Here is a 26,345-nt window from a genome sequence, read left to right on the forward strand (position 1 = left end):
TTCCAGAAAAATCTAGGCTGCGCCCGTGGCCAGAACGAAGGAATTCGACCCCGACGCCGCGCTGCGGTCAGCCCTGGAGCTGTTCTGGCGGCGCGGCTACGAGGCGACCTCGATGGCCGACCTCGTGGCTCACCTCGGCATCGGCCGGGCGAGCCTGTACGCCACCTTCGGCAGCAAGCACGAGCTGTACCTGCGGGCGCTGGACCGGTACGGGCAGGAGCAGAACCCGAGGCTGACGCGGGAGCTGTCCCGGCCCGGCCCGGTGCTGCCGGCCGTGCGGGAGCTGGTCCGGCGGTTCGCGGCCGAGGCCACGGCCGAGGCGACCCGCGCCCAGGGCTGCCTGGTCACCAACACGGCCGTCGAACTGGCCCCGCACGACCCGGACGCCGCCCGCCGGGTCGAGCACAGCTGGGACACCCTGGAGACCCTGCTGCACTCCGCCCTGGTGCGCGCGCAGGCGCAGGGGGAACTGGCCGGGGACCGTGACCCGCCGGCCCTCGCGCGGCTGCTGCTCGTCCTGCTCCAGGGGCTGCGGGTGACCGGCAAGGCGTCCGCGGACCCGGCCCGGGTCCGGGACGCGGCGGAACAGGCCCTGACCCTGCTGGACTGAGCACGCGCCTCCTGCGGGAGGCGCGCTTTTCTCATGCCCTTGAAATGAACCGATCGGTCAAGAAAAGAGAGCCCGCATGACGACGTACAAGGCGCCGCACAGGACGCACCGCTTCTCCGGCCGGACCGCCCTCGTCACCGGGGCCGGCTCCGGCATCGGCCGCGGGGTGGCCCTCGCCCTCGCCCGGGAGGGCGCCCGGGTCGTCGTCGCCGGCCGGCGACACGAACCCCTGGCCGAGACGGTGGCACTGATCGAGGGCGAGGGCGGCACGGCGCTCGCCGTCACCGCCGACGTGTCCGGCTCCGACGACATGCGGGACCTGGTGGCCGCCGCCGTGGACCGGTTCGGCTCCCTGGACGTGGCGGTGAACAACGCCGGTGTCCTGGAGGGCCGCGGACGGGCCGTGGGCGATCTGTCCGAGGAGGACTGGCGCCGGATGATCGACATCAACGTCACCGGTGTCTTCCTCGCCCTCCGCGCCCAGATCGACCGGATGCGCACCCAGCCGGACGGCGGCGCCATCGTCAACATCGCCTCCCGGATCGGCGTGCACAGCCGGACCCCCGGCACCGCCGGCTACGCCGTCAGCAAGGCGGCCGTGTCGGTCCTCACCCGGGCCGCCGCCCTTGACCACATCGCCGACGGGGTGCGCATCAACGCCGTCAGCCCCGGCCCCACCGCCACCGACATGTCCTTCCGGCAGGGCGAGAGCGAGGCCGGCCGGGCCGCCCGCATGCGCTCCGAGGTGCCGCTCGGCCGGGTGTCCACCGTCGCCGAGGTGGCCGCCGCGGTGCTGTACCTGGCCTCGGACGACGCGGCCTCCGTGGTCGGTGCCGACCTGGTGATCGACGGCGGGTCCACGGCCTGAGCCGGCTCAGTCGATCCCGGACCGCTCCACCCCGGCCACGATCCACCGCTGGAAGCACAGGAACACCAGCAGCAGCGGCAGCACCGACACGGCGGCGGCGACGAACAGCTCGTGCAGCCGCACGACCTGGGCGGTGGTGAACGTCGACAGCGCCACCTGCACCGTCCAGGCGCCGCGGTCCTGCCCGATCACCAGCGGCCACAGGAAGGAGTTCCAGGCGCCCAGGAACACGATGGTCCCGACGGCCGCGAACACCGGCCGGGCGTTGGGCACGACGACCAGCCAGTACGTCCGCCAGTACCCGAGCCCGTCCACCTGCGCCGCGTCCTCCAGCTCGTGGGGGAACCCGAGGAAGTACTGCCGGAAGACGAAGCAGGCGAACGCCGGGAACAGCGTCGGGACGATCAGCCCCCGGAGCGTGGAGATCCAGCCCAGCGACGACACCAGCACGAAGCTGGGGACGAAGGTGACGGCCGCCGGTACCAGCAGGGTGCCCAGGACGGCGTAGAACACCTTGTTCGCGTGCCGGTAGGGGATGCGGGCCAGGCCGTACCCGGCGAGGGAGGCCAGGAGCAGGGTGCCCAGGGTGGTGGCGACGGCGATCAGCGCCGAGTTGAGCAGGGACCGGGCGAACGGCACGGAGGGATCGGCGAACAGCTCGCCGACGTTCCCCCACCGCACCCGGCGCGGGAAGAACGTCCACCCCGGGGAGGTGATGTCCCGCTCGGCGGCCAGGCCGTTGCGCAGGAGCAGGTAGAAGGGGATCAGGAAGAGCAGGGCGAGCGCGATCAGCAGCACCAGCCGCAGCGCCCGGCCGGCCCGCACCAGGGCGTCATCCATCGGCGTCCGTCCTTCCCAGCCTCAGCCAGCGCGCCTGCCCCACCGTGACGACGGCGACGACCAGCGCCAGGATCACCGCGCCCGCGCTGCCGAGCCCCAGGTTCTGCCCCTGCCCGAGCGCGGTGTAGTACAGGTAGACCAGGGGCGGCCGGGCGTACGGCGGATAACCCCGCGCGTCCGAGAGCAGGTTGTAGAACTCGTCGAAGGCCTGGAAGGCGTTGACGACGAGGAGCAGCACGACCGCGACCGAGGTGGCCCGCAGCTGGGGCAGGGTGATGTGCCGCAGCACGGTCCAGCCGGGCCGGGCCCCGTCCACGGCCGCCGCCTCGTACAGCACCGGGTCGATCCGCTGGAGCCCGGCGAGGAACAGGAGCATGTAGAACCCGGCCTGGAGCCACAGCCGTACGGTCACGATGACCAGCCAGTACCAGGGCGGGTCGGGGGAGGCCAGCCAGGCGACCGGGCCGGCGCCGAACCAGCCCAGCACGGTGTTCGCCAGCCCGAACCGCACCCCGCTGAAGACGGACATCTTCCACACGAGCGCGGCCACGACGTAACTGCACGCGGCCGGCAGGAAGAACACGGACCGGAAGAAGGCCCGGGCGCGCCGGACCCGGTTGACCATCAGGGCCAGGGAGAGGGAGCACCCGTAGGTGACGGGCACGATGAAGGCGGTGAAGACGAGGAAGGTGCGCAGGCTGTCGACGAAGGCGTGATCCCGCAGCATCGCCGTGTAGTTGCCCAGCCCGGTGAAGTGCGTGGGCATGACGGTGTTGTGCGCGTCGAAGAAGCTGAGCGCCACGCTCCACAGCAGCGGTACGTACGTGAACAGGGCGAGACCGAGTGCGAACGGCCCGACGAACACCCAGAACCACAGCGCCCGCCGACGCCTCACGGCTTCTTCCTCACCCGGTCGAGTTCGGCCGACACCTTCCGTACGACCGGCCTCAGCTCACCCGCGGGATCCGCCCCGTCCCTGATGATCCGGCTGAGCGCGTCCTGGTAGGCGGTCTGGCCGGCCGGGGTCCACAGCAGCGGCTGGGCGTAGCCGTGGTCGGTGGTGAACCGGACGGCGTCGGCGGCGGCCCCCGACCTCAGCCGGGCCGCCTTCTTCGCCAGGGAGATCCGGGCCGGGATGTGGAAGCCGTACGACAACGCGAAGTCCTGCTGGTAGTCGGTCCGTTCGACCCACAGCCACTTCACGTACGCCTTGGCGGCCTCCCGGTGCCTGCTGCGCGCGCTGACGGCGGACCCGTACGCGCCGACGGGTACGGCGGGCCGGCCGCCGGCACCGTCCGCGGGGAACGGCAGCACCCCGAAGTCGTCGCCGAGTTCCTTGCGCACCTGCGGCAGCGCCCACAGCCCGGACCACTGCATCGCGGTCAGCCCCTGGACGAAGGCGGACGGGTCGGACCAGTCGCTGGGCGCGCCCAGGAGCAGCGATCCGTCGGCGTACAGCCGGTGCAGCTTGCCGAGGGTGCGGGCGGCGGCGGGGTCGTCGAAGCCGGGCTTCCCGTCCTCGGTGACGAGGCTGAGTCCCGCCGCGTACAGGGGTGTCCCGCCGAGCACGCCCGCTCCCCCGTCGTTGCCGAGGAACAGGCCCTTGGTCCTGCGGTCGGTGAGTGTGCGCGCCGCGTCCACCAGGGCGTCCAGGGTGGTGGGCGGCTCCACGCCGGCGTCCTTCAGCAGGCTCTTGCGGTAGTAGAGCAGCTGCGTGTCGATGACCTGCGGGACGGCCCAGATCCTGCCGTCGTACGTCTTCGGCGCGAGCACGGCCGGCGCGAAGTCGTCCTTGACGCCCTCCAGCAGCCCGGTGACGTCGACGACCTGGCCGCCCCGGATCTGGTCGAGTGTCGGCCCGTTGACCTCGAAGACGTCGGGCCCGGAGCCGGTGAGCAGCGCGGCGGCGGTCTGCTGGTCGTAGTTCCCCGGCCGCCACTGCACGTCGACGCGCGCCTTCCTGTACGCGCCGGCGTAACGCTGCACGGCCTGTTCGGTGCCCTGCTCGCCGTACTGGTGGTACCACTGCGACAGCGACGGCCCCGAACCACCGCCTCCGCGCCCGGTGTTGCCCCCGCACGCCGTGAGCAGTCCGGCGCCCGCACCCGCGGCCAGCAGGGTCCTGCGGCTGATCGTCATCCTGTGCCCCCAGACATCCGTCATCGATGCACGGCCCAACGATCAACCATCCACGACGATTACGAAAGGGGTGTTGCACGCACGTGTCCGTCGCCGGGGGTTCCTTCCGTCCGCACCGCCCTTGTCCTCCTGTCAGCTCGGCCGTCCCATGCCGGGAACGACCTCGGGCCACTTGCGCAGTTCACTCAGGGTCTTCGTGAGCCCGAGTACCGCCTCGTCCGCCTGCTGTCGGTTCAGGGCGTATTCCATACCGGCCGAGTCCGCTCGCTTCCGCAACTCGGTGAGCACCTCACCGATCTCCGTCGCCCCGTCCACCATCGCGTTGATCTGCGTCGCCAGCTCCCGCACCAGGCGTTCGACTGCCTGGGCGTCGGTTTCGTCCGGTGCCTGCGCGGTGCTCGCCGTGTCCGCGCCGGCCGGGTTGCTTCCGGAACCAGCGAAGGCGTCGAGCGTCACGCCCGTGCCGCCGGTGTCCTGCACGACGGCCTGGGCGCGTTCGATACCCCGGCGTGTGTAGGGGCGGGTACCGGTCTCCTTGGGGAAGGTCCGGTTGAACCAGGCCCGGCTGGCCGTCCCGTCCAGCACGTCACCCAGCAGGGAGACCTTCCGTGGGGTCCGGCCCTCGTCCATGGCCAGGGCCAGCTCCCGCAGCAGGGGAACGGCCGCGGCCGGGTTGTTCCGCAGGGCGTTGAGGTTGTTCTTCACCGTCCGTCGGACGCGCTCGGCCTCCGTGCCGTCCTCGTCCACGGTCTTCTGGCCCTGGAGTGAACCACGGTCGGCATCGATGACGTCATAGGCCGCGAGCCAGTGCGCGGCCCGGAACATGACGAGTTCGTCGAAAGCCACCGGATCGTGGTCCGCGTCGGCGAGCAGCTCGTCCACAAGCCGCTCCGAGGGCGAGAATCCGGCCCTCGCCTGGCTGAGGGGGAACACCTCGGCGATACGCGGGTTCCAGGGCTCGGGGTAACTCTCCGAGGTCAGCGCGGACCACGCACGCGCCCGTCGGTTCGCCTCACGGGAGGTGAGCTGAGAGGGCGGCCCCTCGCTCAGGGCGCGACGAATGATCTCCCGCTTGCGCGGGTCCACGGGGAAGAACTCCCGCAGCAGGCGCATCGACCGCAGATCCCGCAGGGTCGAGATCGACGCGTTCTCCGGAACCCCCGGCAGTTCGGTGATCGGCGCCGCCCCGGACAGGACGTCCGCGGTGGCCTCGTCCAGCACCCCCTGGGCCACATAGGCGCCCAGCACGCTCCGCCCCAGCGCCCGGCCCTGGTCGTTGGGTGTGAACTCGAGCGGCGGATGGACATGGTCACGGCGGTTGCTCACCTGCACGATGCGGAAGAGGCGCATCGGCGTGGGGCTGCCCACGACCAGGTGGGCCTCCACGTCCGCGATCAGACGGGCTCGGTGTGCCCGCGCGTTCGGATCCGGCTTCGATCGCAGGGCAGCGCACTCGGTGTTGAGCCGCTCCGCCAGAGTTCGCAGCCAGTAGCCGGAGTTCACCGCCACGCCGTCGCCCTCGACACCCAGCTTCTTGAAGGGGACGCCGGTCAGCACCTCGGCGGAACTGATGTCGAATATCTCTTGCCGTCGCCGCGTGCGGTTGTTGCCGCGCACCGCCATCCAGCCCCAGTAGGAGGCGGGGCGCAGGGGCTTGCCGTCGGGGCCTTCGCCGATCTCCTCGTCGAGCCGGAAGTGGTGCGCCACCAGCATGCAGGGTTCGTGCTGTCCGTTCAGGACCAGGTCCTCGCCCAGGTTGTACGTGCGGTGACCGTCCCGGTTGTCCAGTTCGGCCGCCGCCTGTTCGACGTTGCCCAGCAGCCGCCCCAGGCTCTCCACGCGGCTCTCCAGCGCGGCGAAGACCTTCTCCCTGCCGTCTTCGGTGGTGCGCGTCCACGGCAGGACACGGGTGAGGGAGCGCCGTCCGGCGGCCGCGGGGTCGGCGGCGGAGTGCCAGGCCGAGCTGATCCTCTCGTTGTGCTCCCAGACAACGCCGCCCACGCCGTTCATGCGCACGACGAGCACCACCATCTCGCCGGCCTCGGTGTGCACCGTACGCAGCCGGTTGGCCTTCAGGCGGCGCCGGCCGTCGGGTTCGGCGTCCGTCAGCGCGTCCTTGGGGCGGACGATGAAGGGGGCGATGTTCTCCAGGGCGTCCCGTGGCACGTTCACCCCGGGCGCGGACACCACCGCGTCGATCCACTTCTCCTGCCAGTCCTGCGGTGCCGGAGCGTGGAAGGGGTTCGTCAGTGCGGCATCGGGCATGGCGGACGACCTCTCTCATGAGCAAGGGACGATCCGTTCGGGCCGGGAGGCCCTCGGGCCGTCAGGGAAGGAGACCGGGGAGGACACAGGAGACACCCGCCCGGATCCAGTAGACGATGCGGTCGTTGCGCCGTCGCCGCTCCAACTCGTCCAGACGGCGCTCGAGTACGCTCAGCCGCTGCGCGCAGTCACCTGCGTGCTCTTCTGACGAGGAGCTGTTCTCCACATGGGGCGAGGTGGGCATGACGGTTCCCTGGTGTCACGCGGTGCGATGGCGCCGCCGCTCAGTCCACCGCCGCCCGGCGGGCGGCGGAGTGGAGGTAGCAGGTGCCCCGCGTGGGGATCGTTGCCGTCACAGCGACCGTGATCCGCCAGAACGGCGGCAGCCGGCGCGATGACCGCCTTCCGGGCGTTCTCCCGTTGCTCCGGTGCTCGTGACGTGCACTGCACGCCTGCGGCACATGAGGAGGCGGACCCTCCGGTGGCATCCGGTACGGCCGACGGGAGTGGTGACCCAGCATGGGCGAGCTCCGCGATCCACTCTGCCCGTCCGGCATCGTCGTCACCCAGGGCTGATCGAAACACGTCACGATCTGCCCAATGGCTGGACATGATCCTCTGAAGGCCGGCCATGTCGTGTCGAGTCGCTTCGCGAATGATCTATTGGTACGTCTGATTCCGGAAGCCCGGACAGCGCACGCGAAGCGGCGGCACCCCCCGCACAGGGATGCCGCCGCTTCTCTTTTCGTGTGCCGGAGCCGTCGCCGATCGGATGAGGGTCGGGGACCGGTGACGGCTCCGGGGTCCGGACCGGACTAGGGTCTTTCGTTCGGATCAGGCCGGACCCGCGAGCCCGGCATGAGCCGAACGAGAGGGCCTAGCGGTGGTCGCTGCCCGTCGACTGCGTGGCCGCGCGGCCGGCCTCCAGGCGGGCGACCGGGATGCGGAACGGGGAGCAGGAGACGTAGTCCAGGCCGACCTCGTGGAAGAAGTGCACCGACTCCGGGTCACCGCCGTGCTCGCCGCAGACGCCGAGCTTCAGGTCGGGGCGGGTACGCCGGCCCGCTTCCGCCGCCGCCTTCACGAGGGAGCCGACGCCGTCCCTGTCGATCGTCTCGAACGGGGAGACGCCGAAGATGCCCTTCTCCAGGTAGGCCGTGAAGAAGGAGGCCTCCACGTCGTCGCGGCTGAAGCCCCACACCGTCTGGGTCAGGTCGTTGGTGCCGAAGCTGAAGAACTCGGCGGCCTCCGCGATCTGGCCGGCGGTCAGCGCGGCGCGCGGCAGCTCGATCATCGTGCCGATCGCCAACCTGAGCTCCGTACCGGTCGCCGCCTGGACGTCGGCGATGACCTGGTCCGCCTCCTCGCGGACGATCTCCAGCTCCTGGACGGTGCCGACCAGCGGGATCATGATCTCCGCACGCGGGTCGCCCTTGGCGGCCTTGCGCTCCGCCGCGGCCTCGGCGATCGCGCGGACCTGCATGGTGAACAGGCCGGGGATGGCCAGACCGAGGCGTACGCCGCGCAGGCCCAGCATCGGGTTCTGCTCGTGCAGGCGGTGGACGGCCTGGAGCAGGCGCAGGTCGTTCTCGTGCGGCTCCTGACGGGACTCGGCCAGGGCCACCCGGACCGACAGCTCGGTGATGTCGGGGAGGAACTCGTGCAGCGGGGGGTCGAGGAGGCGGACGGTGACGGGCAGGCCGTCCATCGCCTCGAACAGTTCCACGAAGTCCTTCTTCTGGAGCGGCAGGAGGCCCTTGAGGGACTCCTCGCGCTCCTCCTCCGTGTCCGCCAGGATCAGGCGCTCGACCAGCTCGCGGCGGTCGCCGAGGAACATGTGCTCGGTGCGGCACAGGCCGATGCCCTGGGCGCCGAAGCGGCGGGCGCGCAGCGCGTCCTCGGCGTTGTCGGCGTTGGCGCGCACGCGCAGGCGGCGCTTGCGGTCGGCGAAGGCCATCATGCGGTGGACCGCCTCGACCAGCTCGTCCGCGTCGTCGGCGCCGGGGTGCATCCGGCCCTCGAAGTACTCCACGACCGGGGAGGGCACGACGGGGACCTCGCCCAGGTAGACCTTGCCGGACGAGCCGTCGATGGAGATCAGGTCGCCCTCCTCCACCACATGGCCACCGGGGACCGTCATCCGGCGGCGCTTGGTGTCGACCTCCAGCTCCTCGGCGCCGCAGACACAGGTCTTGCCCATGCCGCGGGCGACGACGGCCGCGTGGGAGGTCTTGCCGCCGCGCGAGGTCAGGATGCCCTCGGCGGCGATCATGCCGTCGAGGTCGTCGGGGTTGGTCTCGCGGCGGATCAGGATGACCTTCTCGCCCGAGCGGGACCATTTCACGGCGGTGTAGGAGTCGAAGACGGCCTTGCCGACGGCGGCGCCCGGCGAGGCGGCGATGCCCCGGCCGACCTGCGCGGCCTTGGCGTGCTCGTCGAAGCGCGGGAACATCAGCTGGGCCAGCTGGGCGCCGGTGACGCGCTGGAGCGCCTCGGTCTCGTCGATCAGGCCCTGGTCCACGAGCTGGGTGGCGATGCGGAAGGCGGCACCGGCGGTGCGCTTGCCGACACGGGTCTGGAGCATCCAGAGCTGGCCGCGCTCGATGGTGAACTCGATGTCGCAGAGATCCTTGTAGTGGTTCTCCAGGGTCTCCATGATGTGCATGAGCTGGTCGTACGACTTCTTGTCGATCTGCTCCAGCTCCGCCAGCGGGACGGTGTTGCGGATGCCCGCGACGACGTCCTCGCCCTGCGCGTTCTGGAGGTAGTCGCCGTAGACGCCCTGGTGGCCGGAGGCGGGGTCGCGGGTGAAGGCGACACCGGTGCCGGAGTCCGGGCCCAGGTTGCCGAAGACCATGGAACAGACGTTGACGGCGGTGCCGAGGTCGTGCGGGATGCGCTCCTGCCGGCGGTAGAGCTTGGCGCGGTCGCCGTTCCAGGAGTCGAAGACCGCCTTGATGGCGAGGTCCATCTGCTCGCGCGGGTCCTGCGGGAAGTCGCGGCCGGCCTGCGCCTTGACGATCTTCTTGAAGGTCGTGACCAGCTTCTTCAGGTCGGCGGCCTCCAGGTCGGTGTCGACCGTGACCTTCTTGGCGTGCTTGGCCTTGTCGAGGGCCTCCTCGAAGAGGTCACCGTCGACGCCGAGGACGGTCTTGCCGAACATCTGGATCAGGCGGCGGTAGGAGTCCCAGGCGAAGCGGTCGTCGCCGGCCTGCTTGGCCAGGCCCTGCACCGACTTGTCGGAGAGGCCGATGTTCAGGACGGTGTCCATCATGCCGGGCATGGAGAACTTGGCGCCGGAGCGGACGGAGACCAGCAGCGGGTCGTCGGGCTGGCCGAGCTTCTTGCCCATCTTCTGCTCGAGGGCGTCGAGGTGCGCACTCACCTCGTCACGCAGTGCCGCGGGCTCCTCACCGCTGTCCAGGTAGACCTTGCAGGCCTCCGTGGTGATGGTGAAGCCGGGAGGGACCGGGAGACCCAGGTTGGTCATCTCGGCGAGGTTGGCACCCTTGCCACCGAGGAGGTCCTTGAGGTCCTTGTTGCCCTCGGTGAAGTCGTAAACGAACTTCGCTACGTGGGGATCTTTGTTTTCCGACACGGGTCTCGACTCCTTGAGGCCACGGTGGCTGCCCTGACGGCGAGGAACATACCCAGATCGAAGGCCCCTGGGTACGTCCACTTGCGCGTCATACGCCCGTAACCACCTGTCCGCCAGCGGATCGAAAGTCAAGGCTTGGCAAGCCAAGCGCGGTTTGTGTTTTCACTTCTTGAAGGCAACGCCTCCTCTGATGCGCAATTTCATGCTCATGTGAGCACCACTCGGCACGCCTGAGTTCGATCGATGAACGATCAGAGGGTGGCACCCAGTGCCACCCCTTGGAGAAGTGCAACCGCGCATGATCCGCTCATGTGAGCGCAACTCTTATCAGAGGTGGCGAGAATCACGCTGCCACACGGCGGCCCGTTCCACCATGCGGACCCGGTCGCGGACGGGCCGTGCCCCGCCGGTCCCCCGCGTCACACGCCCATCGCCGTGAGCCGCTCCTCCACCCGCTCCGGCGCGTACAGGTGCTCCACCACCAGCGCGCCGGCGCCCAGCAGCCCGGCCCGCTCCCCGAGCCGGGAGGTGACGACCTCCAGGCGGGCCGTGGAGCGGGGCAGCGCCCGCTGGTAGAGCAGCTCGCGCACGCCGGTGACGAACGGCGTCCCTGCCAGGTCACCCGCGATCATCAGAACCCCCGGGTTGAGCAGCGTCACGACGGTCGCCAGCACGTCCCCGACCCGGCGCCCGGCCTCCCGGGCCAGCGCGGCGGCCTCCGGATGGCCTGCGGCCAACAGGTCCCGTACGTCCGAGCCGGAGGCGGCCGGCACCCCGGACGCGGCGAGCCGGCGGGCCACGGCGCCACCGCTCGCGACGGCGGCGAGACAGCCGTACGAGCCGCACCGGCACAGCGTGTCGGTGCCCACCCGGATGTGCCCGATGTCGCCGGCGCCGCCGTCCACGCCCCGGTAGACCGAGCCGTGCACGACCACCCCGGCGCCGATGCCGGTGGACACCTTGACCAGAACGAAGGCCGTGCAGTCGGGGTGTCCGGCGCGCTGTTCGCCGTACGCCATCAGGTTGGCGTCGTTGTCGACCAGGACCGGGACCGGGTGGGCGCCGGTGTGCTCGGTGAAGGCCCGGGACAGCCGGCCACGTATGTCGTAACCGTCCCAGCCCGGCATGATCGGGGGCTGCACGACCCGGCCGGTCTCACTGTCCACCGGGCCGGGTACGCCGAGTCCGATGCCGCAGACCTCCCCGGCCCGGTGCCCGGTCCCGGACAGCAACCGGGCGAACCAGCGGCCCAGTTCGCCCAGGACGGCCTCCGGGCCGTCGTCGACGGCGAGCGTGCCGGAGTGTTCGGCGAGGAGCTCGCCGGTCAGGGTGAGGACGGCCGCGCGGGCGTGCCGGGTGTCGAGGTCGGCGGCGAGGACGACCGCGTGGGAGTCGTCGAACTCCAGGGTGAGGGCGGGGCGTCCGCCGAGCGGCGAGCCGGCCGGGCCGCCGGCGCCCTCGCGCAGCCAGCCGGCCCGGAACAGCCGGTCCAGGCGGTGGCCGACGGTGGCCCGGGACAGTCCGGTCGCCTGCTGGAGCGCACCCCGTGTCACGGCCCGTCCGCTGCGCACCAGTTCGAGCATGTCGCCGGAGCTGGCCTGCCCCGCGCCCCTGCCCGTCCGTCCCGCCCGCCCGGTCATGCGCACCCCCTTGTGTTCATCAAGCTTCCCTTACATATTGGGTTTTGCGTGTTAAATAGACGTAACCCTGCGGTAGCCGTAGCCAAACCCGGTCGGCCGGACGTCTTCGGGGAGCCCCGAGTGGATCGCACTGCCCAGCTCACAGCCTGTCCCACGCCCGGCGTGACCGCATACGATCCGCCGGGCGTGGCGGCCGCCGCCCACGTCGCAGCGGCCCGGGTGCTGGACGCCAACTGGACCGGCGGCTCGACGGTCCCGTCCCGCAACCTGTATCCGCACCAGTGGTCCTGGGACTCCGCGTTCATCGCCATCGGACTGCGGCACGTCTCGCCGCTGCGCGCCCAGACCGAGCTGGAGACGCTGCTGGCGGCCCAGTGGGCCGACGGGCGCGTCCCGCACATCGTGTTCAATCCCTCCGTACCGCTCGACGCGTACTTCCCGAGCCCCGACTTCTGGCGCTCCGCCACGGCCGGGCGTGCCGCGGGCGCCCCGCGCACCGTACAGACGTCCGGGATCGTGCAGCCACCCGTGCACGCGCTGGCGGCCTGGCTGGTGCACCGCGCCGACCCCGTACTGTCCCGGGCCCGCGGCTTCCTGGCCCGGGTCCACCCGCGGCTGGCCGCCTGGCACCGGTATCTGCTGCACCGGCGGGACCTCGGCGGCGGCGGCCTGGTGTCCGTCGTCCACCCCTGGGAGCAGGGCATGGACAACAGCCCCTGCTGGGACGCCCCGCTCGCCCGGATCGCTCCGGCCCCGGCCCGTTCCTTCCGCCGCGCCGACCTCGACCACGGCGCGCCCGGGGACCGGCCGACGGACCTGGACTACGGGCGGTACGTGCGGCTGGCCGCCGACTACCGGGACCGCGGATACACCCGGGAGGACGGGGAGTTCGCCGTCGAGGACCCGTCGTTCAACGCGCTCCTCATCGCCTCCGAGTACGCCCTCGCCCGGATCGCCCGGGAACTGGGCGCGGCCGGCACCGCCCGCCTCGCCCGCGCCGAACGGCTGACGGCGGCGCTGGTGGACCGGCTGTGGGACCCGCGGGCCGGGATGTTCCGCTGCCGGGACCTGCGGGGCGGGGGCCTCGTCGCCGAGCGCGGTGTCTCCGGCCTGGTCCCGCTGCTGCTGCCGGGCCTGCCCCGGGACATCGCCGCCGCGCTCGTCCGCACCCTGCGGGGGCCGCACTTCTCGTTCGGCGACCGCACCCGGCTCGTGCCGAGCTACGACCTCCTCGGCGAGGCCTTCGACCCGCACCGGTACTGGCGCGGCCCGGCCTGGTTCAACACCGGCTGGCTGGTGGAGCGCGGGCTGCGGGTGCACGGCGAGACGGCGGCGGCCGACGCCCTGCGCGCGGCCGTGGTGCGGCTGGCCGGCGCCTCCGGTTTCGCCGAGTACGTCGACCCGTTCACCGGTGAGGCCTGCGGCGCGACCGGCTTCAGCTGGACCGCCGCGCTCGCGCTCGACCTGCTGGCCACGGACCGCCCGGAGCCGGGCGTGTCCCCGACGGGCACCGGCGCGTTCGACAACAGTGACAAGGGAGGGGACCGGAGATGACGGAACGGCATCATCTGCTCGTGCACGGTGCGACGTTCGCCGCCGTGGGTGACCGGGGTGACATCGGCGGGGTGCGGGGCGGGTGTGTGCCGGACGGGTTGTTCGTCCGGGACGCCCGGCACCTCAGCCGCTGGCAGCTCACCGTCGACGGCGCGGTGCCCGAGGTGCTCGCACCGGTCGCGGACGGGGACGCGGCCCGCTGCGTGCTGGTCCCGCGCGGCGGCCGGCAGGAACCGCCGGCCCACACCCTCTTCCGTGAACAGGCCGTCGGGGACCGTTCGTTGGTGGACTCGGTGAAGGTGACCAGCAACCGCCCCGTGTCCACCACCGTGCGGCTCGCGCTCACCGTCGACGCCGACTTCACCGACCAGTTCGAACTCCGCTCCGACCACCGCACCTACGTCAAGGCCGGCGCCGTACGCTCCCGCGAGATCCTCGACGACGGCATCGAGTTCACCTACCGGCGCGCCGAGTGGCGGTCCAGTACGACGATCACCGCCGACCCGCCCCCCGACTCCGTGGAGGAGACGGGCACCGGCGCCCGCCGGCTGGTGTGGACCCTCGGTCTCGCACCGCACGGCACGACGGAGCTGGTGCTGCGGGTCATCGCCCGGCCGCACGGCGAGAAGCGCGCCGTGCGCGTGCCCCGCGACCCGGCCGCCGTGCACGCTCAGGTCCGGGAGCTGCAGGGCGAGTTCGTGGAGGGGGTCGCCTTCCCGACCGGCTGGCCGGAGCTGGCGACGGCCTGCGCGCGGGGCCTGGCCGACCTGGCGACGCTCCAGGTCCCGGCGCGCGGGCCCGACGGCGAGGAGCTGCGGGTCCCGGCGGCCGGCGCCCCCTGGTTCCTCACCCTGATCGCCCGTGACGCGCTCCTCACCTCCCTCTTCGCCCTGCCCTACCGCCCCCGGCCGGCCGCCGCCACGCTCCTCGCCCTGGCCGCCACCCAGGCGACCGGTGGTGGGATCTCCCCGCTGGCCCAGCCCGGCAAGATCGTGCACGAGGTCCGGCACGGCGAACTGGCCCACTTCGGGCAGGTGCCCTACGGCCGCTACTACGGCTCGGTGGACGCCACCCCGCTGTTCCTGATCCTGCTCGGCGCGTACGTCGAGCGGACCGGCGACACGGTCCTGGCCCGGCGTCTGGAGCCGCACGCGCGCGCCGCCGTCGGCTGGATGCTCGACCACGGCGGCCTCACCTCACGCGGCTACCTCGTCTACCGCGCCGACGAGGGCGGCCTCGCCAACCAGAACTGGAAGGACTCCCCCGGCGCGATCTGTTGCGCCGACGGCACCCGGCCCACCGGCTCGGTGATGGCGGCGGGCGCCCAGGGTTACGCGTACGACGCGCTGCGCCGCACGGCGGGGGTGGCGCGCGGGGTGTGGGCCGACGAGACGTACGCGGCGCTGCTGGAGCAGGCGGCGGCCGACCTCCGGGACCGGTTCCAGCGCGACTTCTGGATGCGCGAGCACTCCTTCCCGGCGCTCGCGCTGGACGGGCAGGGCCGCCGCATCGACGCGCTGGCGTCCGACGCCGGGCACCTGCTGTGGTCGGGGCTGCTGGACAAGGAGTACGGGGAGGTGGTGGGCCGGCGGCTGCTGGAGCCGGACTTCTTCTCCGGCTGGGGCGTGCGCACGGTCGCCGCGGGCCAGCCGGCGTACCACCCGCTGTCCTATCACCGTGGCTCGGTCTGGCCTCACGACAACGCGCTGATCACACTGGGGCTGGCGCGGTACGGGCTGCACGACGAGGCCCGTACGGTCGCGCACGCGCTGGTCGACGCGGCGGCGGCGACCGGGCACCGGCTGCCGGAGGTGTGGGCGGGGTACGGGCGGGACACCCGCGGTGAGCCGGTGCCGTATCCGCACGCGTGTGTGCGGGAGGCCCGCTCGGCGGCGGCACCGCTGGCTCTGCTGACCGCGGTCGGTGGCGTCTAGGTGTAGGAGGGCCGAACGTTGGTGACGCCGTTCTTGAGGCGTGCTGCGGGCGGCAGGCCGCCCGTTCCGCTGTGCGGGCGGTGGTAGTTGTAGTGGATGTTCCAGTTGCCGAGGGCGGCAGCGCGGTCTTCCTCGCTGGTGAACTCGCGGGCGTGGAGGATCTCTTCGGCCATGATCCGTTGGTAGCGTTCCACCTTCCCGTTGTGGCGGGGCGTGTAGGGCTTGGTCTTCTGGTGCCGGGTTCGGTTGCCGATGATGCGGGCGAAGTCGCGCGAGCGGTAGCAGGCGCCGTTGTCGGTGACGACGCGCTGGAGGTGGTTGATGCCGTGGGCGGCGAACCAGACCTTCGCCCGGGCCAGAAAAGCGGCTGCCGTGGCGCCCTTCTCGTCAGCGAGCGGCTCGGTATAGGCGAGCCGGGAGAAGCCGTCGATGGCGGAGTGGAGGTATACGTAGCCACGCTTCGCGCCCGCTGACTTCGCGCGGCCTGCTGCCTTGGCCTGTTTGGAGTCGCGACCGTGGATACGCCAGCCGCCACCGTGGGGAATCCGTCCGACCTTCTTCACGTCCAGGTGCACCATGTGGCCGGGCCAGCGGGCGGTGATCTTTCCTGGCGTCCGGTTGCTGGCTCCGCACGGATCGAGGAACCGGCGGCGTCCGAGTCCCAGCCGGTGCGGCGGTTGACCGTGTAGCCGAGCTCGGCCAGCTCGTAAGTGATCCGCTGCGCGGACCACTTCTTCTGGCGTCGCCAGGATTCGATCTTCTCGATGACCCATGCCGGGGTCGCACGCGGGATGTGGTGTGGGGTCGACGGACGGTCGAGCAGACCGAGGTCACCATGACGGCGCCACCGGTTGACCCACTTCGAGGCGCACGCCCGAGAGATACCCATCTCAGCGGCGACGTGCGCGATCGGGCGGGCGCGGCAGCGTTCGACGAGGCGACGTCGGCCTTCGATGGTCAGTGGTGCGTTGCGGTGTGGCGTCGTCATCGGATGATCGGGGCGGTGCCGGTCGCGGCGATGGACAGGTCCCACAGCCGTGCGGCTGCATCGGGGTCGATGGCGTAGGCGCGGACGCCGCCGTCGTCCATGGGCGCTTCGGGGGCGGAGATGCCGGCGATGTCGCAGTCCTCCAGGTAGAGGCCGCCGCAGTCGGCGAGGAGAGGGGAGGTGGCGGCCCACAGGCCGGTGGCGGCGCCCTGGGAGGGGGTCTTGAAGTCGGTGGCGATCACGTTGCCGTGCTCGTCCACCCACCCGCGGTCGATCTGTTCTTGGAGTGCCATTTCCCGCTGCAGCCCGGTGATGATCTTGCCTGGATGAAGTGAGAAGGCCCGGACGCCCTCGCCGCGCCCGAGCGTGTCGAGGTGTACGGCGAAGAGGGCGTTGGCGGTCTTGGCCTGGCCGTAGGCCAGCCACTTGTCGTAGCCGGTGCGGAAGTGCGGGTCGTGCCAGCGGATGTCGGTCAGGGTGTGGCCGGCGGAGCTGTTGACCACGACGCGTGCACCGTCGGCGGCGGCCAGGAGCGGGTAGAGCTCGCAGGCGAGGGCGAAGTGCCCGAAGTGGTTGGCGGCGAGCTGGCCCTCCCAGCCGGGTCCCACGCGCCGTTCGGGGGTGGCCATGACTCCGGCGACGGCCATGAGCAGATCGAGCCTGGCCAGGTAGTCGCGGATGTGTGCGGCGGCGGCCCGCACGCTGGCGAGGTCGGTCAAATCCATGGGGATGACCTCGCAGCCCTTCACATTCGCGAGTGCTGCCCGCGCGATGTCAGGCCGGCGCGCCGGAACGATGACGCGGGCTCCGGCGGCCGCGAGGGTACAGGTGGTTTCCAGGCCGAGCCCGGAGTAGCCCCCGGTCACCACGGCGTTCGTGCCGGACAGGTCGAGGCCCGCGGTGACGTCCTCGGCAGTGCTGGTGGCGGAGAAGGGCGAGCCGAGCGGCTGTTGATCAATGCTGGTCATGCCGTCGAAGCTACGATCTAGAGCGAGGTCTAGATCAAGTCCTAGACTGCGACGCATGGCTGACACCGAGACTCCTGCAACGCCACTGAGCATCGGCGACGTGGCCGAGCAGACCGGACTCAGCGTCCACGCGCTGCGCTTCTACGAGCGCGAGGGACTGCTCGTCGGACCGGTCCAGCGAACCTCCGGAGGCCGGCGACGGTACAGCGCGTTCGACGTCGACTGGCTGCTGATCTGCGTCAAGCTACGGGAATCCGGGATGCCGCTGGCCGACCTCAAGCAGTTCGCCGAGCTGGTGCGGCACGGTCCGGGAAACGAGGCGGAACGCCTGCAGCTTCTGGAAGCCCACCGGCGGCGCGTCGACGCACAGATCCAGGCACTGGAGGAGTGCCGGTCCGTCATCACCTGGAAGGTCGGCGTCTACGCCGACCACCTCGCCCGCGGCAAGGCCGAAGGACTCTGGGACCCCACGACCTGAAACCTCACCGGCAGCGTCAGCAACCTTCCACCCCGCAACATCTAGGGTCTTTCGTTCGGATCAGGCCGGATCAGGGAGCGGGTCCTGGTGCCGTGCATCGCACGGCGGAGGAGGGCGCCATGGCGGAGCCATGGCAACCGACGACAACGCGGCGAGGCGCGGCACCAGGACCCGCGAGCCCGGCATGATCCGAACGAGAGGGCCTAGGTCTCATCGGCGTGCGGGTGTCTCCCCGAGCCGCTACGGCCGCTGTTGACCAGGTGTTTGCCCGGCGGGCGTGAACGGTGCTTCCCGGTGAGCCGTAACGGTGGGCATGAGCTCGCTCCAGTCAGCCGAGGAGGCGGTTGCCGCAGAGGTGGCCGCACCTGCCCCGCGCCCCTTCCGCCGTCCCTGGGCCCTCTGGTCGGCGTGGCGGCGGCGGTGGCGGGAGGAGCATCCGGCCGCCGCCCGCGCGCTGTCCGTCGCCGTCACGGTGCTCGCCGCCGCCCTCGTCGTCGTCGCGCTGGTGATGCCCGACAGGACGGTGGGGCTGGGTCCCGCGAAGTTCCTGCGGATTCCCGCCGAGGCGGTCGTCGGCGCCGCCGTGCTGCTCGCGCTGCCGCGCCGGCCCCGGGTGGTGCTGGCGGCGGTGTCCGGGGTCGCGCTCGGGGCGATGACCGTGCTGAACGCCCTCGACATGGGCTTCAACCAGTACCTGGGGCGCGGCTTCAACGTGATCCTCGACTGGGAGCTGTTCGGCGACGCGGAGTCGTATCTGGAGGACTCCCTCGGCCGCACGACGACCCTGGCCGCCGTGGCCGGGGTGATCGTCGCCGTCCTGCTCCTCCTCGTGCTGCCGGCGCTGGCCATGGTCCGGCTGAGCAACCTGCTCGCCCGGCACACCGGCGCCGCGACCCGCGGCACGCTGGTCGCCGGGGTCGTCTGGATCACCTGCTCCTCACTCGGTCTGGAGGTCGCCGGCGTGCCGCTCGCCGCCGACCGCACCGCCACCGCGCTGAAGGCCCAGGCCCGCCTGGTCTCGGCCACGCTGCACGACGAGGCGGAGTTCCGGAAGGTGGCCCGCGTCGACGCGTTCGGGAACACCCCGGGCAGCCAGCTGGTCCCCGACCTGCGCGGCAAGGACGTGATCTTCACGTTCATCGAGAGCTACGGTCGCAGCGCCGTCGAGGACCCCGTCATGGCCCCGGGCGTCGACGCGACCCTCGACACCCGCACCAAGGCCCTCGCCAGGGCCGGCTTCCACGCGAAGAGCGGCTGGCTGACCTCGGCGACCTACGGCGGCAGCAGCTGGCTCGGCCACTCCACCACCATGTCGGGCCTGTGGATCAGCAACCAGCAGCGCTACCGCACCGTCATGGCCAGCGACCACCTCAGCCTGACGGAGGCGTTCCGGAAGACCGGCGCGTTCGACACGGTCGGGGTCATGCCGGGCGTGCAGAAGGGGTGGCCGGAGCAGAAGTGGTACGGCCTCGGCAAGGTCTACAACGCCTTCCAGCTCGGCTACCGGGGCCCGAAGTTCAGCTGGTCGACCATGCCCGACCAGTACGCCCTCCAGCAGTACCAGGAGCGGGTGCACAGCAAGCGGCCGGCCGACGGCAGGTCGCGGATGTCACTGCTCATCCTGACCTCCAGCCATCAGCCGTGGGCACCGATCCCGAAGATGGTCGGCTGGGACCGGCTGGGTGACGGCTCGGTCTTCAAGGGCATCGAGGCGGCGGGCAACGACCCGGCGGACGTCATCGCCGACACCGCCAGATCCCGCGAGGAGTACGGCAAGTCGGTCCAGTACTCGGTGACGGCGCTCACCCAGTGGCTGGAGCGCTACGGCAGCAAGGACACCGTCCTGGTGTTCCTCGGCGACCACCAGCCCATCGCCCGGGTCAGCGGCAACCACGCCAGCCGGGACGTGCCGGTCTCGATCGTCGCCAAGGACCCGAAGGTGCTGGACAAGGTCGCCGACTGGGGCTGGACCGACGGGCTGCGGCCCGCGCACGACGCCCCGGTGTGGAAGATGAGTTCCTTCCGGGACCGTTTCCTCAGGGCGTACGGCTCCACACCGCACCCGAAGAAGGGCTGATCAGCCGCCGGACGTGTCCAGTTCCGCGTCCTCGCCCACGCCCGCGCAGTCGTACGGGTCCCTCAGCCAGCCGTCCGGCAGCACCACCCGGTTGTTGCCGGACGTACGGCCGCGCGGCCCGTCCGCGCCGGCCGGCCACCCCTGGCCGAGGTCCAGCTCGTCCAGGCCGGCCCGCAGTTCCGCCAGCGAGGACGTCACCGCGAGCCGCTTGCGCATCTCCGAGCCGACCGCGAACCCCTTGAGGTACCAGGCCACGTGCTTGCGGAAGTCGATGACACCGCGCGCCTCGTCGCCGAGCCACTCCCCGAGCAGGGTGGCGTGCCGCACCATGACGTCGGCCACCTCGCGCAGGGCCGGCCGGCGGAAGTCCTCGCGCCCCTCGAACGCCGCCACCAGGTCCGCGAACAACCACGGCCGCCCCAGACAGCCGCGGCCCACGACCACCCCGTCGCAGCCCGTCTCGCGCACCATCCGCAGCGCGTCCTGCGCCGACCAGATGTCGCCGTTGCCGAGCACCGGGATCTCCGGGACGTGTTCCTTCAGGCGCGCGATGGCGTCCCAGTCGGCGGTGCCGCCGTAGTGCTGGGCTGCCGTGCGGCCGTGCAGGGCGATCGCGGTGACCCCCTCCTCGACGGCGATACGCCCGGCGTCGAGGTAGGTGATGTGGTCGTCGTCGATGCCCTTGCGCATCTTCATGGTCACCGGCAGGTCGCCCGCACCGGCGACCGCCTCGCGCAGGATGGCCCGCAGCAGGTTCCGCTTGTAGGGGAGGGCGGAGCCGCCGCCCTTGCGCGTGACCTTCGGGACGGGGCAGCCGAAGTTCAGGTCGATGTGGTCGGCGAGGTCCTCCTCCGCGATCATGCGGACGGCCTTGCCGACGGTCGCCGGATCGACGCCGTACAGCTGGAGGGAGCGGGGGCGCTCGCTCGCGTCGAACCTGATCAGCTGCATCGTCTTGTCGTTGCGCTCGACCAGCGCCCGGGTCGTGATCATCTCGCTCACGAACAGGCCCTTGCCGCCGCTGAACTCCCGGCACAGCGTGCGGAAGGGCGCGTTGGTGATCCCCGCCATGGGGGCGAGCACGACGGGCGGCACGACGGCGTGCGGGCCGATGGTCAGCGGGTGGGTCATCGCGGGGCTCCGGAACGGACGTACGGCACAGGGCGAGCACCCATTGTCCCTCACCGCGCGCGTCACCCGTCCGCCGGTGCCGCCGGCCTCTCCCCACCCCGAAAATGATGTATAGCTCATTAGTTAGCCGCACTATCGAAATCGGCGTACGATGGAGCGCATGCCCGAGCTGAGCCCTCGCCGACGTCTGCTCGTGCTCGCGATCTGCTGCATGAGCCTGCTGATCGTGAGCCTCGACAACACCGCCCTGAACGTGGCGCTGCCCTCCATGCAGCGCGACCTGCGCGCCGACACGTCCGGTCTCCAGTGGACGATCGACGCGTACACGCTCGTCCTGGCCTCCCTGCTCATGCTCGCCGGCTCCACCGCCGACCGCATCGGCCGCAAACGCGTCTTCATGGCCGGCCTGGTCGTGTTCTCCATCGGCTCGCTGCTCTGCTCCCTCGCCCCGAACCTGGAACTGCTCATCGTGTTCCGCATGGTCCAGGCGGTGGGCGGCTCGATGCTCAACCCGGTCGCCATGTCGATCATCACCAACACCTTCACCGACGCCCGGGAACGCGCCCGCGCGATCGGCGTGTGGGGCGCCGTGGTCGGCATCTCCATGGCGGCCGGCCCGCTGGTCGGCGGCCTGCTGGTGCAGTCGGTGAGCTGGCGCGCGATCTTCTGGGTCAACCTCCCGGTCGGCCTCGCCGCCCTCCTGCTCACCCTCCGCTTCGTCCCCGAGTCCCGCGCGCCCAGGGCCCGCCGCCCCGACCCGGTCGGCCAGCTGCTGGTGATCGTCCTGTTCGGCTCGCTGACCTACGCCATCATCGAGGCGCCGGACGCGGGCGCCGGCACGGTGGCGCCGTTCGCCGTGCTCGCCGTGGTGGCCCTGCTGGCCCTGCTCCGCTACGAGCCCCGGCGCGACGAACCCCTCATCGACCTGCGCTTCTTCCGCTCGGCTCCGTTCAGCGGGGCCACCGTGATCGCGATCAGCGCGTTCGCGGCCCTGGGTGGCTTCCTGTTCCTGTCCACCCTGTACCTCCAGAACGTGCGCGGCCTCGACGCGCTGCACGCCGGCCTGTGGATGCTCCCGATGGCGGTGCCGACGTTCCTGTGCGCACCCCTGTCCGGCCGCCTGGTCGGCAGCCGCGGCCCCCGCATCCCCCTCCTGGTGGCCGGTACGGCGATGACCGCGAGCGCCGTCCTGTTCGCCGCGTTCGACGCGCAGACCACCGGCGCCACCCGCCTGGCCGGATACGTCCTCTTCGGCATCGGCTTCGGCTTCGTGAACGCGCCGATCACCAACACGGCGGTCTCGGGCATGCCCCGGGCGCAGGCCGGTGTCGCCGCGGCCGTCGCCTCCACCAGCCGGCAGCTGGGGCAGACGCTCGGCGTCGCGGTGATCGGCGCGGTCCTGGCGTCCGGCATCGGCTCGTCGCCGTACCGGCACACGTTCGTCGCCGCCGCCCGCCCCGGCTGGTGGACTCTCGCCGGATGCGGCCTGGCCGTCCTGGTCCTCGGCCTGCTGACCAGCGGCCGCTGGGCCCGCCGCACGGCCGAACGCACGGCGGGCCAACTGGAGCCGACGGAGACACGCGAGCCGGTGGGGGCCACGCGCCGCTGACACACACCCGCTGCGGGTGCTGGCGCTCTCAGTTCCCCTGGACGCGAATCACGGGAGCGTGGGTGATGGGGAAGTTCACCGAGCGGGCGATGAAGCACACGGCGGGTACGTCGCCGTGCAGGGAGCGCGCCTTCTCCACCATCGACGCGTCGGCGACCGTCACCTCGGGGCGCAGGGCGACCTCGGTGATCCGGCCCCCTCCGCCGCTCTCGTCCATGGTCATGACTCCGTGGGCGTGGTCCTCGTAGTCCGTGACGACGACCCCGCCGACAGCACAGAAGTGGAGGTACCAGAGCATGTGGCACTGAGCGACGGACGCCACGAGCAACTCCTCGGGGTTCCAGCGCGCGGGGTCACCGCGGAACGCGGGATCCGAGGAGGCGGCGATCCCGGCCTTGCCGTCCGCCAACACCTCGTGGTCCCGGCCGAAGGACCGGTAACCGTCCGTGCCCGATCCGAGGTTGCCCGTCCACTCGACCGTGACGTCGTAGGTGTGCGTTGTCGTCGTCATGGGCCAGAGCCTAGAAGTCGCTCGGCCTGAGCGCCGTGGTTCCCCGTCAGGCAGGTGTACAACAAGTCGTTCTCCGGCCACCTCACGATGCTGCCCCCGCGATGAGTTCTGGCGGGGGGCGGGGTCGTAGAAGGTGACGGCCGCGCAGCGCCGTCGATCGCCGACCGGGAGCCGAGGAGCAGGACCATGACCGCACTGCACGCGATGCTGCACGGGTACGTCGAGAGCGGCGTCGTGCCCGGCGCCGTGGCCCTGGTCGCCCGCGGGGACGACGTCGAGTCGGTGGCCGTCGGGCACCGGCACGTGGGTGGTCCGGCGCCGATGACCCGGGACTCGCTCTTCCGGATCGCCTCGCTCACCAAGCCGGTGACGGCGGCGGGCGTGCTGACGCTGGTGGACGAGGGGCGGATCGCGCTGGAGGACCCGGTGGAGCGGTGGCTGCCGGAGCTGGCGCAGCCGGTGGTGGTGCGCACCCCGTCCGCCGCCGTGGACGACGTGGTCCCCGCGCGCCGGCCGATCACGGTCGAGGACCTGCTCAGTTCGCGCACCGGCTGGGGCTTCCCGTCCGACTTCGCGCTGCCGGCGGTCACCGCGCTGTTCCAGGTGCAGAAGGACGGCCGCGCCCCGCAGGCCTACCCCGCCCCGGACGACTGGCTGGCCGAGCTGGCCCGGGTGCCGCTGCTGTACCAGCCGGGCGAGGCCTGGCTGTACGGCACCTCGTCCGACCTCCAGGGCGTGCTGATCGCTCGGGTGTCGGGCCGTACGCTCCCGGAGTTCCTGGCCGAGCGGATCTTCGAGCCGCTCGGCATGCGGGACACGGCGTTCGAGGCGCCGGCGGCGAAGCGGGACCGGTTCACCTCCTACTACCGGCCGGGTACCGGTGGCGTGCCGGAGCCGGCGGACGGCCCGGACGGCGACTGGAGCCGGGTGCCGGCGTTCCCCTCCGGGCAGGGCGGCCTCGTCTCGACGGCCGACGACTGGCTGCGCTTCGCCCGCATGCTGCTGGCCGGCGGGGAGGCGCACGGCCGCCCGCTGCTCTCCGCGGCCTCCGTCAGCCGGATGACGAGCGACCAGCTGAGCGCCGGGCAGCGGGAGATCGGCCGGCTGTTCCTGGAGGGGCAGGGCTGGGGCTACGGCGGCCAGGTCGACATCAACCGGGCCGAGCCCTGGAACGTGCCGGGCCGCTACGGCTGGGTCGGCGGCACGGGCACCACCGCCCATCTGGTCCCGGCCACCGGCACGGTCGCGATCCTGCTCACCCAGGTCGCGATGACCGGCCCCACGCCGACCGCGCTGATGCGGGACTTCTGGCGGATCACGGCGTGACGCGTCAGGGCGTGCCGGGTGCGGACAGGCCGCGCACCAGCAGGTCCACCACGGCCTGGAACTCCTCCTCGGCGCCGGGGCGCCGCCACTCCCCGGCGTGGCAGGGGTCGTGGAAACGGCTGGTGGCGTGGAAGACCGCGCGCGCCGCGACGGCCGGATCGGGCACCGAGAAGACGCCCGTCACGGTCCCCGCCGTGATGATCCCGGTCAGCTGGGCGAGCAGATCGGCTATGTGCTCGCCGACCGCTGTCCCGTTCTCCGTGGTCAGCACCCCGTACGTGGCGAACAGCTCGGGATCGTCGTGCGCCTTGCGGCGTTTGGCGTCGAACAGCCCCGTCAGCCAGGCGCGCAGCCGCTCCTCCGGGTCACGGTCCTCGGCCGCGGTGCCGGCGAGCGACCGGCACGTACGGTCCAGCCACCGTTTCGTGACCGCCTCACGCAGCGCCGCCTTGGTCCGGAAGTGCCGGTAGACGCTGCCGTGGCTGACGCCGAGCGCGCGGGCCACGTCGACCACGGTGGCCTTGGCCGGGCCGTGGCGGCGCAGCACTTCCTCCGTCGCCTCGAGGATGCGCTCGGCGGTCAGGATCTCGCTGGTCGGTGGCATGCTCTAGACCGTACCCGCCGGGGGTTCAGCGCTCGCTGTCGAGGAGTGCCATCTGCGCGGCCGGGTAGCGCTCGCCGGCCGCCGCGTCCGCCGGGACGGCTTCCTCGACGGCCGCGAGGTCGGCCGCGTCCAGGGTGACGTCGAGGGCGCCCAGCGCTTCGGTCAGCCGCTCGCGGGTGCGGGCGCCGACCAGCGGGACGATGTCCTCGCCGCGGGAGAGGACCCAGGCGATGGCGATCTGGGCGACGGTGGCCTCCTTGCGCTCGGCGATCTCGCGGAGGGCGTCGACCAGGCCGAGGTTGTGCCGGAGGTTGTCGCCCTGGAAGCGGGGTGAGTGGGCGCGGAAGTCGTTCGCGGCCAGCTGCCTGTCGCGGGTGAAGTGGCCGGAGATGAGCCCGCGGGAGAGCACGCCGTAGGCGGTGATGCCGATGCCCAGTTCGCGGGTGGTGGGCAGGATGCCCTGCTCGATGCCGCGCGACAGGAGGGAGTACTCGATCTGGAGGTCGGCGATCGGGGCGGTGGCGGCGGCCCGGCGGACGGTCTCGGCGCCGACCTCGCTGAGGCCGACGTGCCGGACGTACCCCTTCTCGACCAGTTCGGCGATGGCGCCGACGGTCTCCTCGATCGGCACCTGTGGGTCGAGGCGGGCGATGCGGTAGACGTCGATGTGGTCGACGCCCAGGCGCTGGAGGGAGTAGGCGGCGAAGTTGCGGACGGCGGCGGGGCGGCCGTCGACGCCGATCCAGTCGCCCGCCGGGTCGCGCAGGGCGCCGAACTTCACGCTGACCAGCGCCTGTTCACGGCGGGCCGGCGGGGCGGTGCGCAGAGCCTCGCCGATGAGCATCTCGTTGTGGCCCATGCCGTAGAAGTCGCCGGTGTCGAGGAGGGTGACGCCCGCTTCCAGGGCGGCGTGGACGGTCGCCACGGACTCCACGCGGTCGGCGTCGCCGTAGAGGGCGGACATGCCCATGCAGCCCAGGCCGAGGGCGGAGACACGGGGGCCGGTGGTTCCGAGGTTTCGGGTTCGCAGCGTCATGCCTCCACACTGCCATGACAGATGACAGATTTCAATATCTGTCATTTGTCATTCCCTACCGCCTCCTTCCGTTTCGGTGCCTGGTCCAGACCTCTTGACGAAAGGTCTGGACCAGACGCACTGTCATAACCGCTGACTGTCATGCCTGCGACACCCCACCTCACCGCAC

At 71.6% G+C, this 26,345-nt stretch carries 20 protein-coding genes and 1 pseudogene; 8 read left to right on the forward strand and 13 right to left on the reverse strand.

Annotated features, from left to right (window positions below):
- The first annotated feature begins 25 nt into the window (after window positions 1-25).
- Both ACF1BE_RS02505 and ACF1BE_RS02510 read left to right on the forward strand, forming a co-directional pair.
- Window positions 26-610: a TetR/AcrR family transcriptional regulator gene (locus tag ACF1BE_RS02505; RefSeq protein WP_392197122.1), complete on the forward strand. Its 585-nt coding sequence runs from the start codon at window positions 26-28 to the stop codon at window positions 608-610.
- Between the two features lie 76 nt (window positions 611-686).
- Window positions 687-1,478 (forward strand): SDR family NAD(P)-dependent oxidoreductase, encoded by a 792-nt coding sequence (locus tag ACF1BE_RS02510; protein ID WP_392197123.1) that lies wholly within the window; start codon window positions 687-689, stop codon window positions 1,476-1,478.
- Window positions 1,479-1,484: 6 nt separating this feature from the next.
- On the opposite strand, the gene ACF1BE_RS02515 is transcribed toward ACF1BE_RS02510, so the two are convergent.
- The 7 genes from ACF1BE_RS02515 to ACF1BE_RS02545 all read right to left on the reverse strand — a co-directional run bounded on the left by ACF1BE_RS02515 (window position 1,485) and on the right by ACF1BE_RS02545 (window position 11,960).
- The gene (locus ACF1BE_RS02515) at window positions 1,485-2,318 is read right to left on the reverse strand and encodes a carbohydrate ABC transporter permease (protein WP_392197124.1); all 834 of its coding nucleotides are present in this window, start codon (window positions 2,316-2,318) and stop codon (window positions 1,485-1,487) included.
- The gene (locus tag ACF1BE_RS02520; RefSeq protein ID WP_392197125.1) at window positions 2,311-3,213 is read right to left on the reverse strand and encodes a carbohydrate ABC transporter permease; all 903 of its coding nucleotides are present in this window, start codon (window positions 3,211-3,213) and stop codon (window positions 2,311-2,313) included. The genes ACF1BE_RS02515 and ACF1BE_RS02520 overlap by 8 nt, the downstream gene beginning before the upstream one ends.
- Complete coding sequence (locus ACF1BE_RS02525) at window positions 3,210-4,457, reverse strand: ABC transporter substrate-binding protein (protein WP_392197126.1); 1,248 nt, start codon at window positions 4,455-4,457, stop codon at window positions 3,210-3,212. Before ACF1BE_RS02525 ends, ACF1BE_RS02520 begins: the two co-directional genes overlap by 4 nt.
- Before the next feature lie 132 nt (window positions 4,458-4,589).
- Window positions 4,590-6,722: a hypothetical protein gene (locus ACF1BE_RS02530; RefSeq protein WP_392197127.1), complete on the reverse strand. Its 2,133-nt coding sequence runs from the start codon at window positions 6,720-6,722 to the stop codon at window positions 4,590-4,592.
- A 61-nt stretch (window positions 6,723-6,783) separates the two neighbouring features.
- On the reverse strand, window positions 6,784-6,966 hold the full coding sequence (locus ACF1BE_RS02535) for a hypothetical protein (RefSeq protein WP_392197128.1): 183 nt from the start codon (window positions 6,964-6,966) through the stop codon (window positions 6,784-6,786).
- Between the two features lie 633 nt (window positions 6,967-7,599).
- Window positions 7,600-10,320 (reverse strand): pyruvate, phosphate dikinase, encoded by a 2,721-nt coding sequence (ppdK, locus tag ACF1BE_RS02540; RefSeq protein WP_392197129.1) that lies wholly within the window; start codon window positions 10,318-10,320, stop codon window positions 7,600-7,602.
- A 419-nt stretch (window positions 10,321-10,739) separates the two neighbouring features.
- Window positions 10,740-11,960, reverse strand: coding sequence for an ROK family protein (locus tag ACF1BE_RS02545; RefSeq protein WP_392197130.1), 1,221 nt, complete (start codon window positions 11,958-11,960; stop codon window positions 10,740-10,742).
- A gap of 120 nt (window positions 11,961-12,080) precedes the next feature.
- On the opposite strand from ACF1BE_RS02545, the gene ACF1BE_RS02550 reads away from it, so the two are divergent.
- On the forward strand, window positions 12,081-13,514 hold the full coding sequence (locus ACF1BE_RS02550; RefSeq protein ID WP_392197131.1) for a hypothetical protein: 1,434 nt from the start codon (window positions 12,081-12,083) through the stop codon (window positions 13,512-13,514).
- The gene (locus tag ACF1BE_RS02555; protein ID WP_392197132.1) at window positions 13,511-15,448 is read left to right on the forward strand and encodes a glycogen debranching N-terminal domain-containing protein; all 1,938 of its coding nucleotides are present in this window, start codon (window positions 13,511-13,513) and stop codon (window positions 15,446-15,448) included. Before ACF1BE_RS02550 ends, ACF1BE_RS02555 begins: the two co-directional genes overlap by 4 nt.
- Here ACF1BE_RS02555 and ACF1BE_RS02560 read toward each other — a convergent pair.
- Together ACF1BE_RS02560 and ACF1BE_RS02565 are read right to left on the reverse strand one after the other, a co-directional pair.
- Window positions 15,445-16,436 (reverse strand): annotated as a pseudogene (locus ACF1BE_RS02560) (IS481 family transposase). The gene ACF1BE_RS02555 and the pseudogene ACF1BE_RS02560 sit on opposite strands and share 4 nt — an antisense overlap.
- Window positions 16,433-17,404, reverse strand: coding sequence for an SDR family NAD(P)-dependent oxidoreductase (locus ACF1BE_RS02565; RefSeq protein WP_392197133.1), 972 nt, complete (start codon window positions 17,402-17,404; stop codon window positions 16,433-16,435). The pseudogene ACF1BE_RS02560 and the gene ACF1BE_RS02565 overlap by 4 nt, the downstream one beginning before the upstream one ends.
- Before the next feature lie 55 nt (window positions 17,405-17,459).
- Between ACF1BE_RS02565 and ACF1BE_RS02570 the strand changes: the two genes are divergently transcribed.
- Window positions 17,460-17,882: a MerR family transcriptional regulator gene (locus ACF1BE_RS02570; protein ID WP_392197134.1), complete on the forward strand. Its 423-nt coding sequence runs from the start codon at window positions 17,460-17,462 to the stop codon at window positions 17,880-17,882.
- A 313-nt stretch (window positions 17,883-18,195) separates the two neighbouring features.
- Entirely contained in the window at window positions 18,196-19,959 is a 1,764-nt protein-coding gene (locus ACF1BE_RS02575; protein ID WP_392197135.1) for a CDP-alcohol phosphatidyltransferase, read from the forward strand.
- Here ACF1BE_RS02575 and dusB read toward each other — a convergent pair whose 3' ends face one another.
- Window positions 19,960-21,090: a tRNA dihydrouridine synthase DusB gene (gene dusB, locus ACF1BE_RS02580; RefSeq protein ID WP_392197136.1), complete on the reverse strand. Its 1,131-nt coding sequence runs from the start codon at window positions 21,088-21,090 to the stop codon at window positions 19,960-19,962. It abuts the gene before it with no gap.
- Window positions 21,091-21,250: 160 nt separating this feature from the next.
- On the opposite strand from dusB, the gene ACF1BE_RS02585 reads away from it, so the two are divergent.
- Window positions 21,251-22,699: an MFS transporter gene (locus ACF1BE_RS02585; RefSeq protein ID WP_392197137.1), complete on the forward strand. Its 1,449-nt coding sequence runs from the start codon at window positions 21,251-21,253 to the stop codon at window positions 22,697-22,699.
- A 28-nt stretch (window positions 22,700-22,727) separates the two neighbouring features.
- Here ACF1BE_RS02585 and ACF1BE_RS02590 read toward each other — a convergent pair whose 3' ends face one another.
- The gene (locus ACF1BE_RS02590) at window positions 22,728-23,210 is read right to left on the reverse strand and encodes an OsmC family protein (protein ID WP_392197138.1); all 483 of its coding nucleotides are present in this window, start codon (window positions 23,208-23,210) and stop codon (window positions 22,728-22,730) included.
- 186 nt (window positions 23,211-23,396) lie between these two features.
- Between ACF1BE_RS02590 and ACF1BE_RS02595 the strand changes: the two genes are divergently transcribed.
- Window positions 23,397-24,536: a serine hydrolase domain-containing protein gene (locus ACF1BE_RS02595; RefSeq protein ID WP_392197139.1), complete on the forward strand. Its 1,140-nt coding sequence runs from the start codon at window positions 23,397-23,399 to the stop codon at window positions 24,534-24,536.
- 4 nt (window positions 24,537-24,540) lie between these two features.
- On the opposite strand, the gene ACF1BE_RS02600 is transcribed toward ACF1BE_RS02595, so the two are convergent.
- Both ACF1BE_RS02600 and ACF1BE_RS02605 read right to left on the reverse strand, forming a co-directional pair.
- On the reverse strand, window positions 24,541-25,140 hold the full coding sequence (locus tag ACF1BE_RS02600; RefSeq protein WP_392197140.1) for a TetR family transcriptional regulator: 600 nt from the start codon (window positions 25,138-25,140) through the stop codon (window positions 24,541-24,543).
- Window positions 25,141-25,165: 25 nt separating this feature from the next.
- Window positions 25,166-26,176 carry an aldo/keto reductase gene (locus ACF1BE_RS02605; protein WP_392197141.1) on the reverse strand — a complete coding sequence of 337 codons (1,011 nt, stop codon included), beginning with the start codon at window positions 26,174-26,176 and terminating at the stop codon, window positions 25,166-25,168.
- Between the last annotated feature and the right edge of the window lie 169 nt (window positions 26,177-26,345).

The organism is Streptomyces sp. NPDC014991 (genome assembly GCF_043080665.1).
Lineage (GTDB): Bacteria > Actinomycetota > Actinomycetes > Streptomycetales > Streptomycetaceae > Streptomyces.

Excerpts from the sequence above, each read along its gene's own strand:
- ACF1BE_RS02510 (WP_392197123.1), top strand. The coding sequence starts at position 687 with ATGACGACGTACAAGGCGCCGCACAGGACGCACCGCTTCTCCGGCCGG.
- ACF1BE_RS02515 (WP_392197124.1), bottom strand. The coding sequence starts at position 2,318 with ATGGATGACGCCCTGGTGCGGGCCGGCCGGGCGCTGCGGCTGGTGCTG.
- ACF1BE_RS02525 (WP_392197126.1), bottom strand. The coding sequence starts at position 4,457 with ATGACGATCAGCCGCAGGACCCTGCTGGCCGCGGGTGCGGGCGCCGGA.
- ACF1BE_RS02530 (WP_392197127.1), bottom strand. The coding sequence starts at position 6,722 with ATGCCCGATGCCGCACTGACGAACCCCTTCCACGCTCCGGCACCGCAG.
- ACF1BE_RS02535 (WP_392197128.1), bottom strand. The coding sequence starts at position 6,966 with ATGCCCACCTCGCCCCATGTGGAGAACAGCTCCTCGTCAGAAGAGCAC.
- ACF1BE_RS02545 (WP_392197130.1), bottom strand. The coding sequence starts at position 11,960 with ATGACCGGGCGGGCGGGACGGACGGGCAGGGGCGCGGGGCAGGCCAGC.
- ACF1BE_RS02555 (WP_392197132.1), top strand. The coding sequence starts at position 13,511 with ATGACGGAACGGCATCATCTGCTCGTGCACGGTGCGACGTTCGCCGCC.
- ACF1BE_RS02565 (WP_392197133.1), bottom strand. The coding sequence starts at position 17,404 with ATGACCAGCATTGATCAACAGCCGCTCGGCTCGCCCTTCTCCGCCACC.
- ACF1BE_RS02570 (WP_392197134.1), top strand. The coding sequence starts at position 17,460 with ATGGCTGACACCGAGACTCCTGCAACGCCACTGAGCATCGGCGACGTG.
- ACF1BE_RS02575 (WP_392197135.1), top strand. The coding sequence starts at position 18,196 with ATGAGCTCGCTCCAGTCAGCCGAGGAGGCGGTTGCCGCAGAGGTGGCC.
- dusB (WP_392197136.1), bottom strand. The coding sequence starts at position 21,090 with ATGACCCACCCGCTGACCATCGGCCCGCACGCCGTCGTGCCGCCCGTC.
- ACF1BE_RS02585 (WP_392197137.1), top strand. The coding sequence starts at position 21,251 with ATGCCCGAGCTGAGCCCTCGCCGACGTCTGCTCGTGCTCGCGATCTGC.
- ACF1BE_RS02590 (WP_392197138.1), bottom strand. The coding sequence starts at position 23,210 with ATGACGACGACAACGCACACCTACGACGTCACGGTCGAGTGGACGGGC.
- ACF1BE_RS02595 (WP_392197139.1), top strand. The coding sequence starts at position 23,397 with ATGACCGCACTGCACGCGATGCTGCACGGGTACGTCGAGAGCGGCGTC.
- ACF1BE_RS02600 (WP_392197140.1), bottom strand. The coding sequence starts at position 25,140 with ATGCCACCGACCAGCGAGATCCTGACCGCCGAGCGCATCCTCGAGGCG.
- ACF1BE_RS02605 (WP_392197141.1), bottom strand. The coding sequence starts at position 26,176 with ATGACGCTGCGAACCCGAAACCTCGGAACCACCGGCCCCCGTGTCTCC.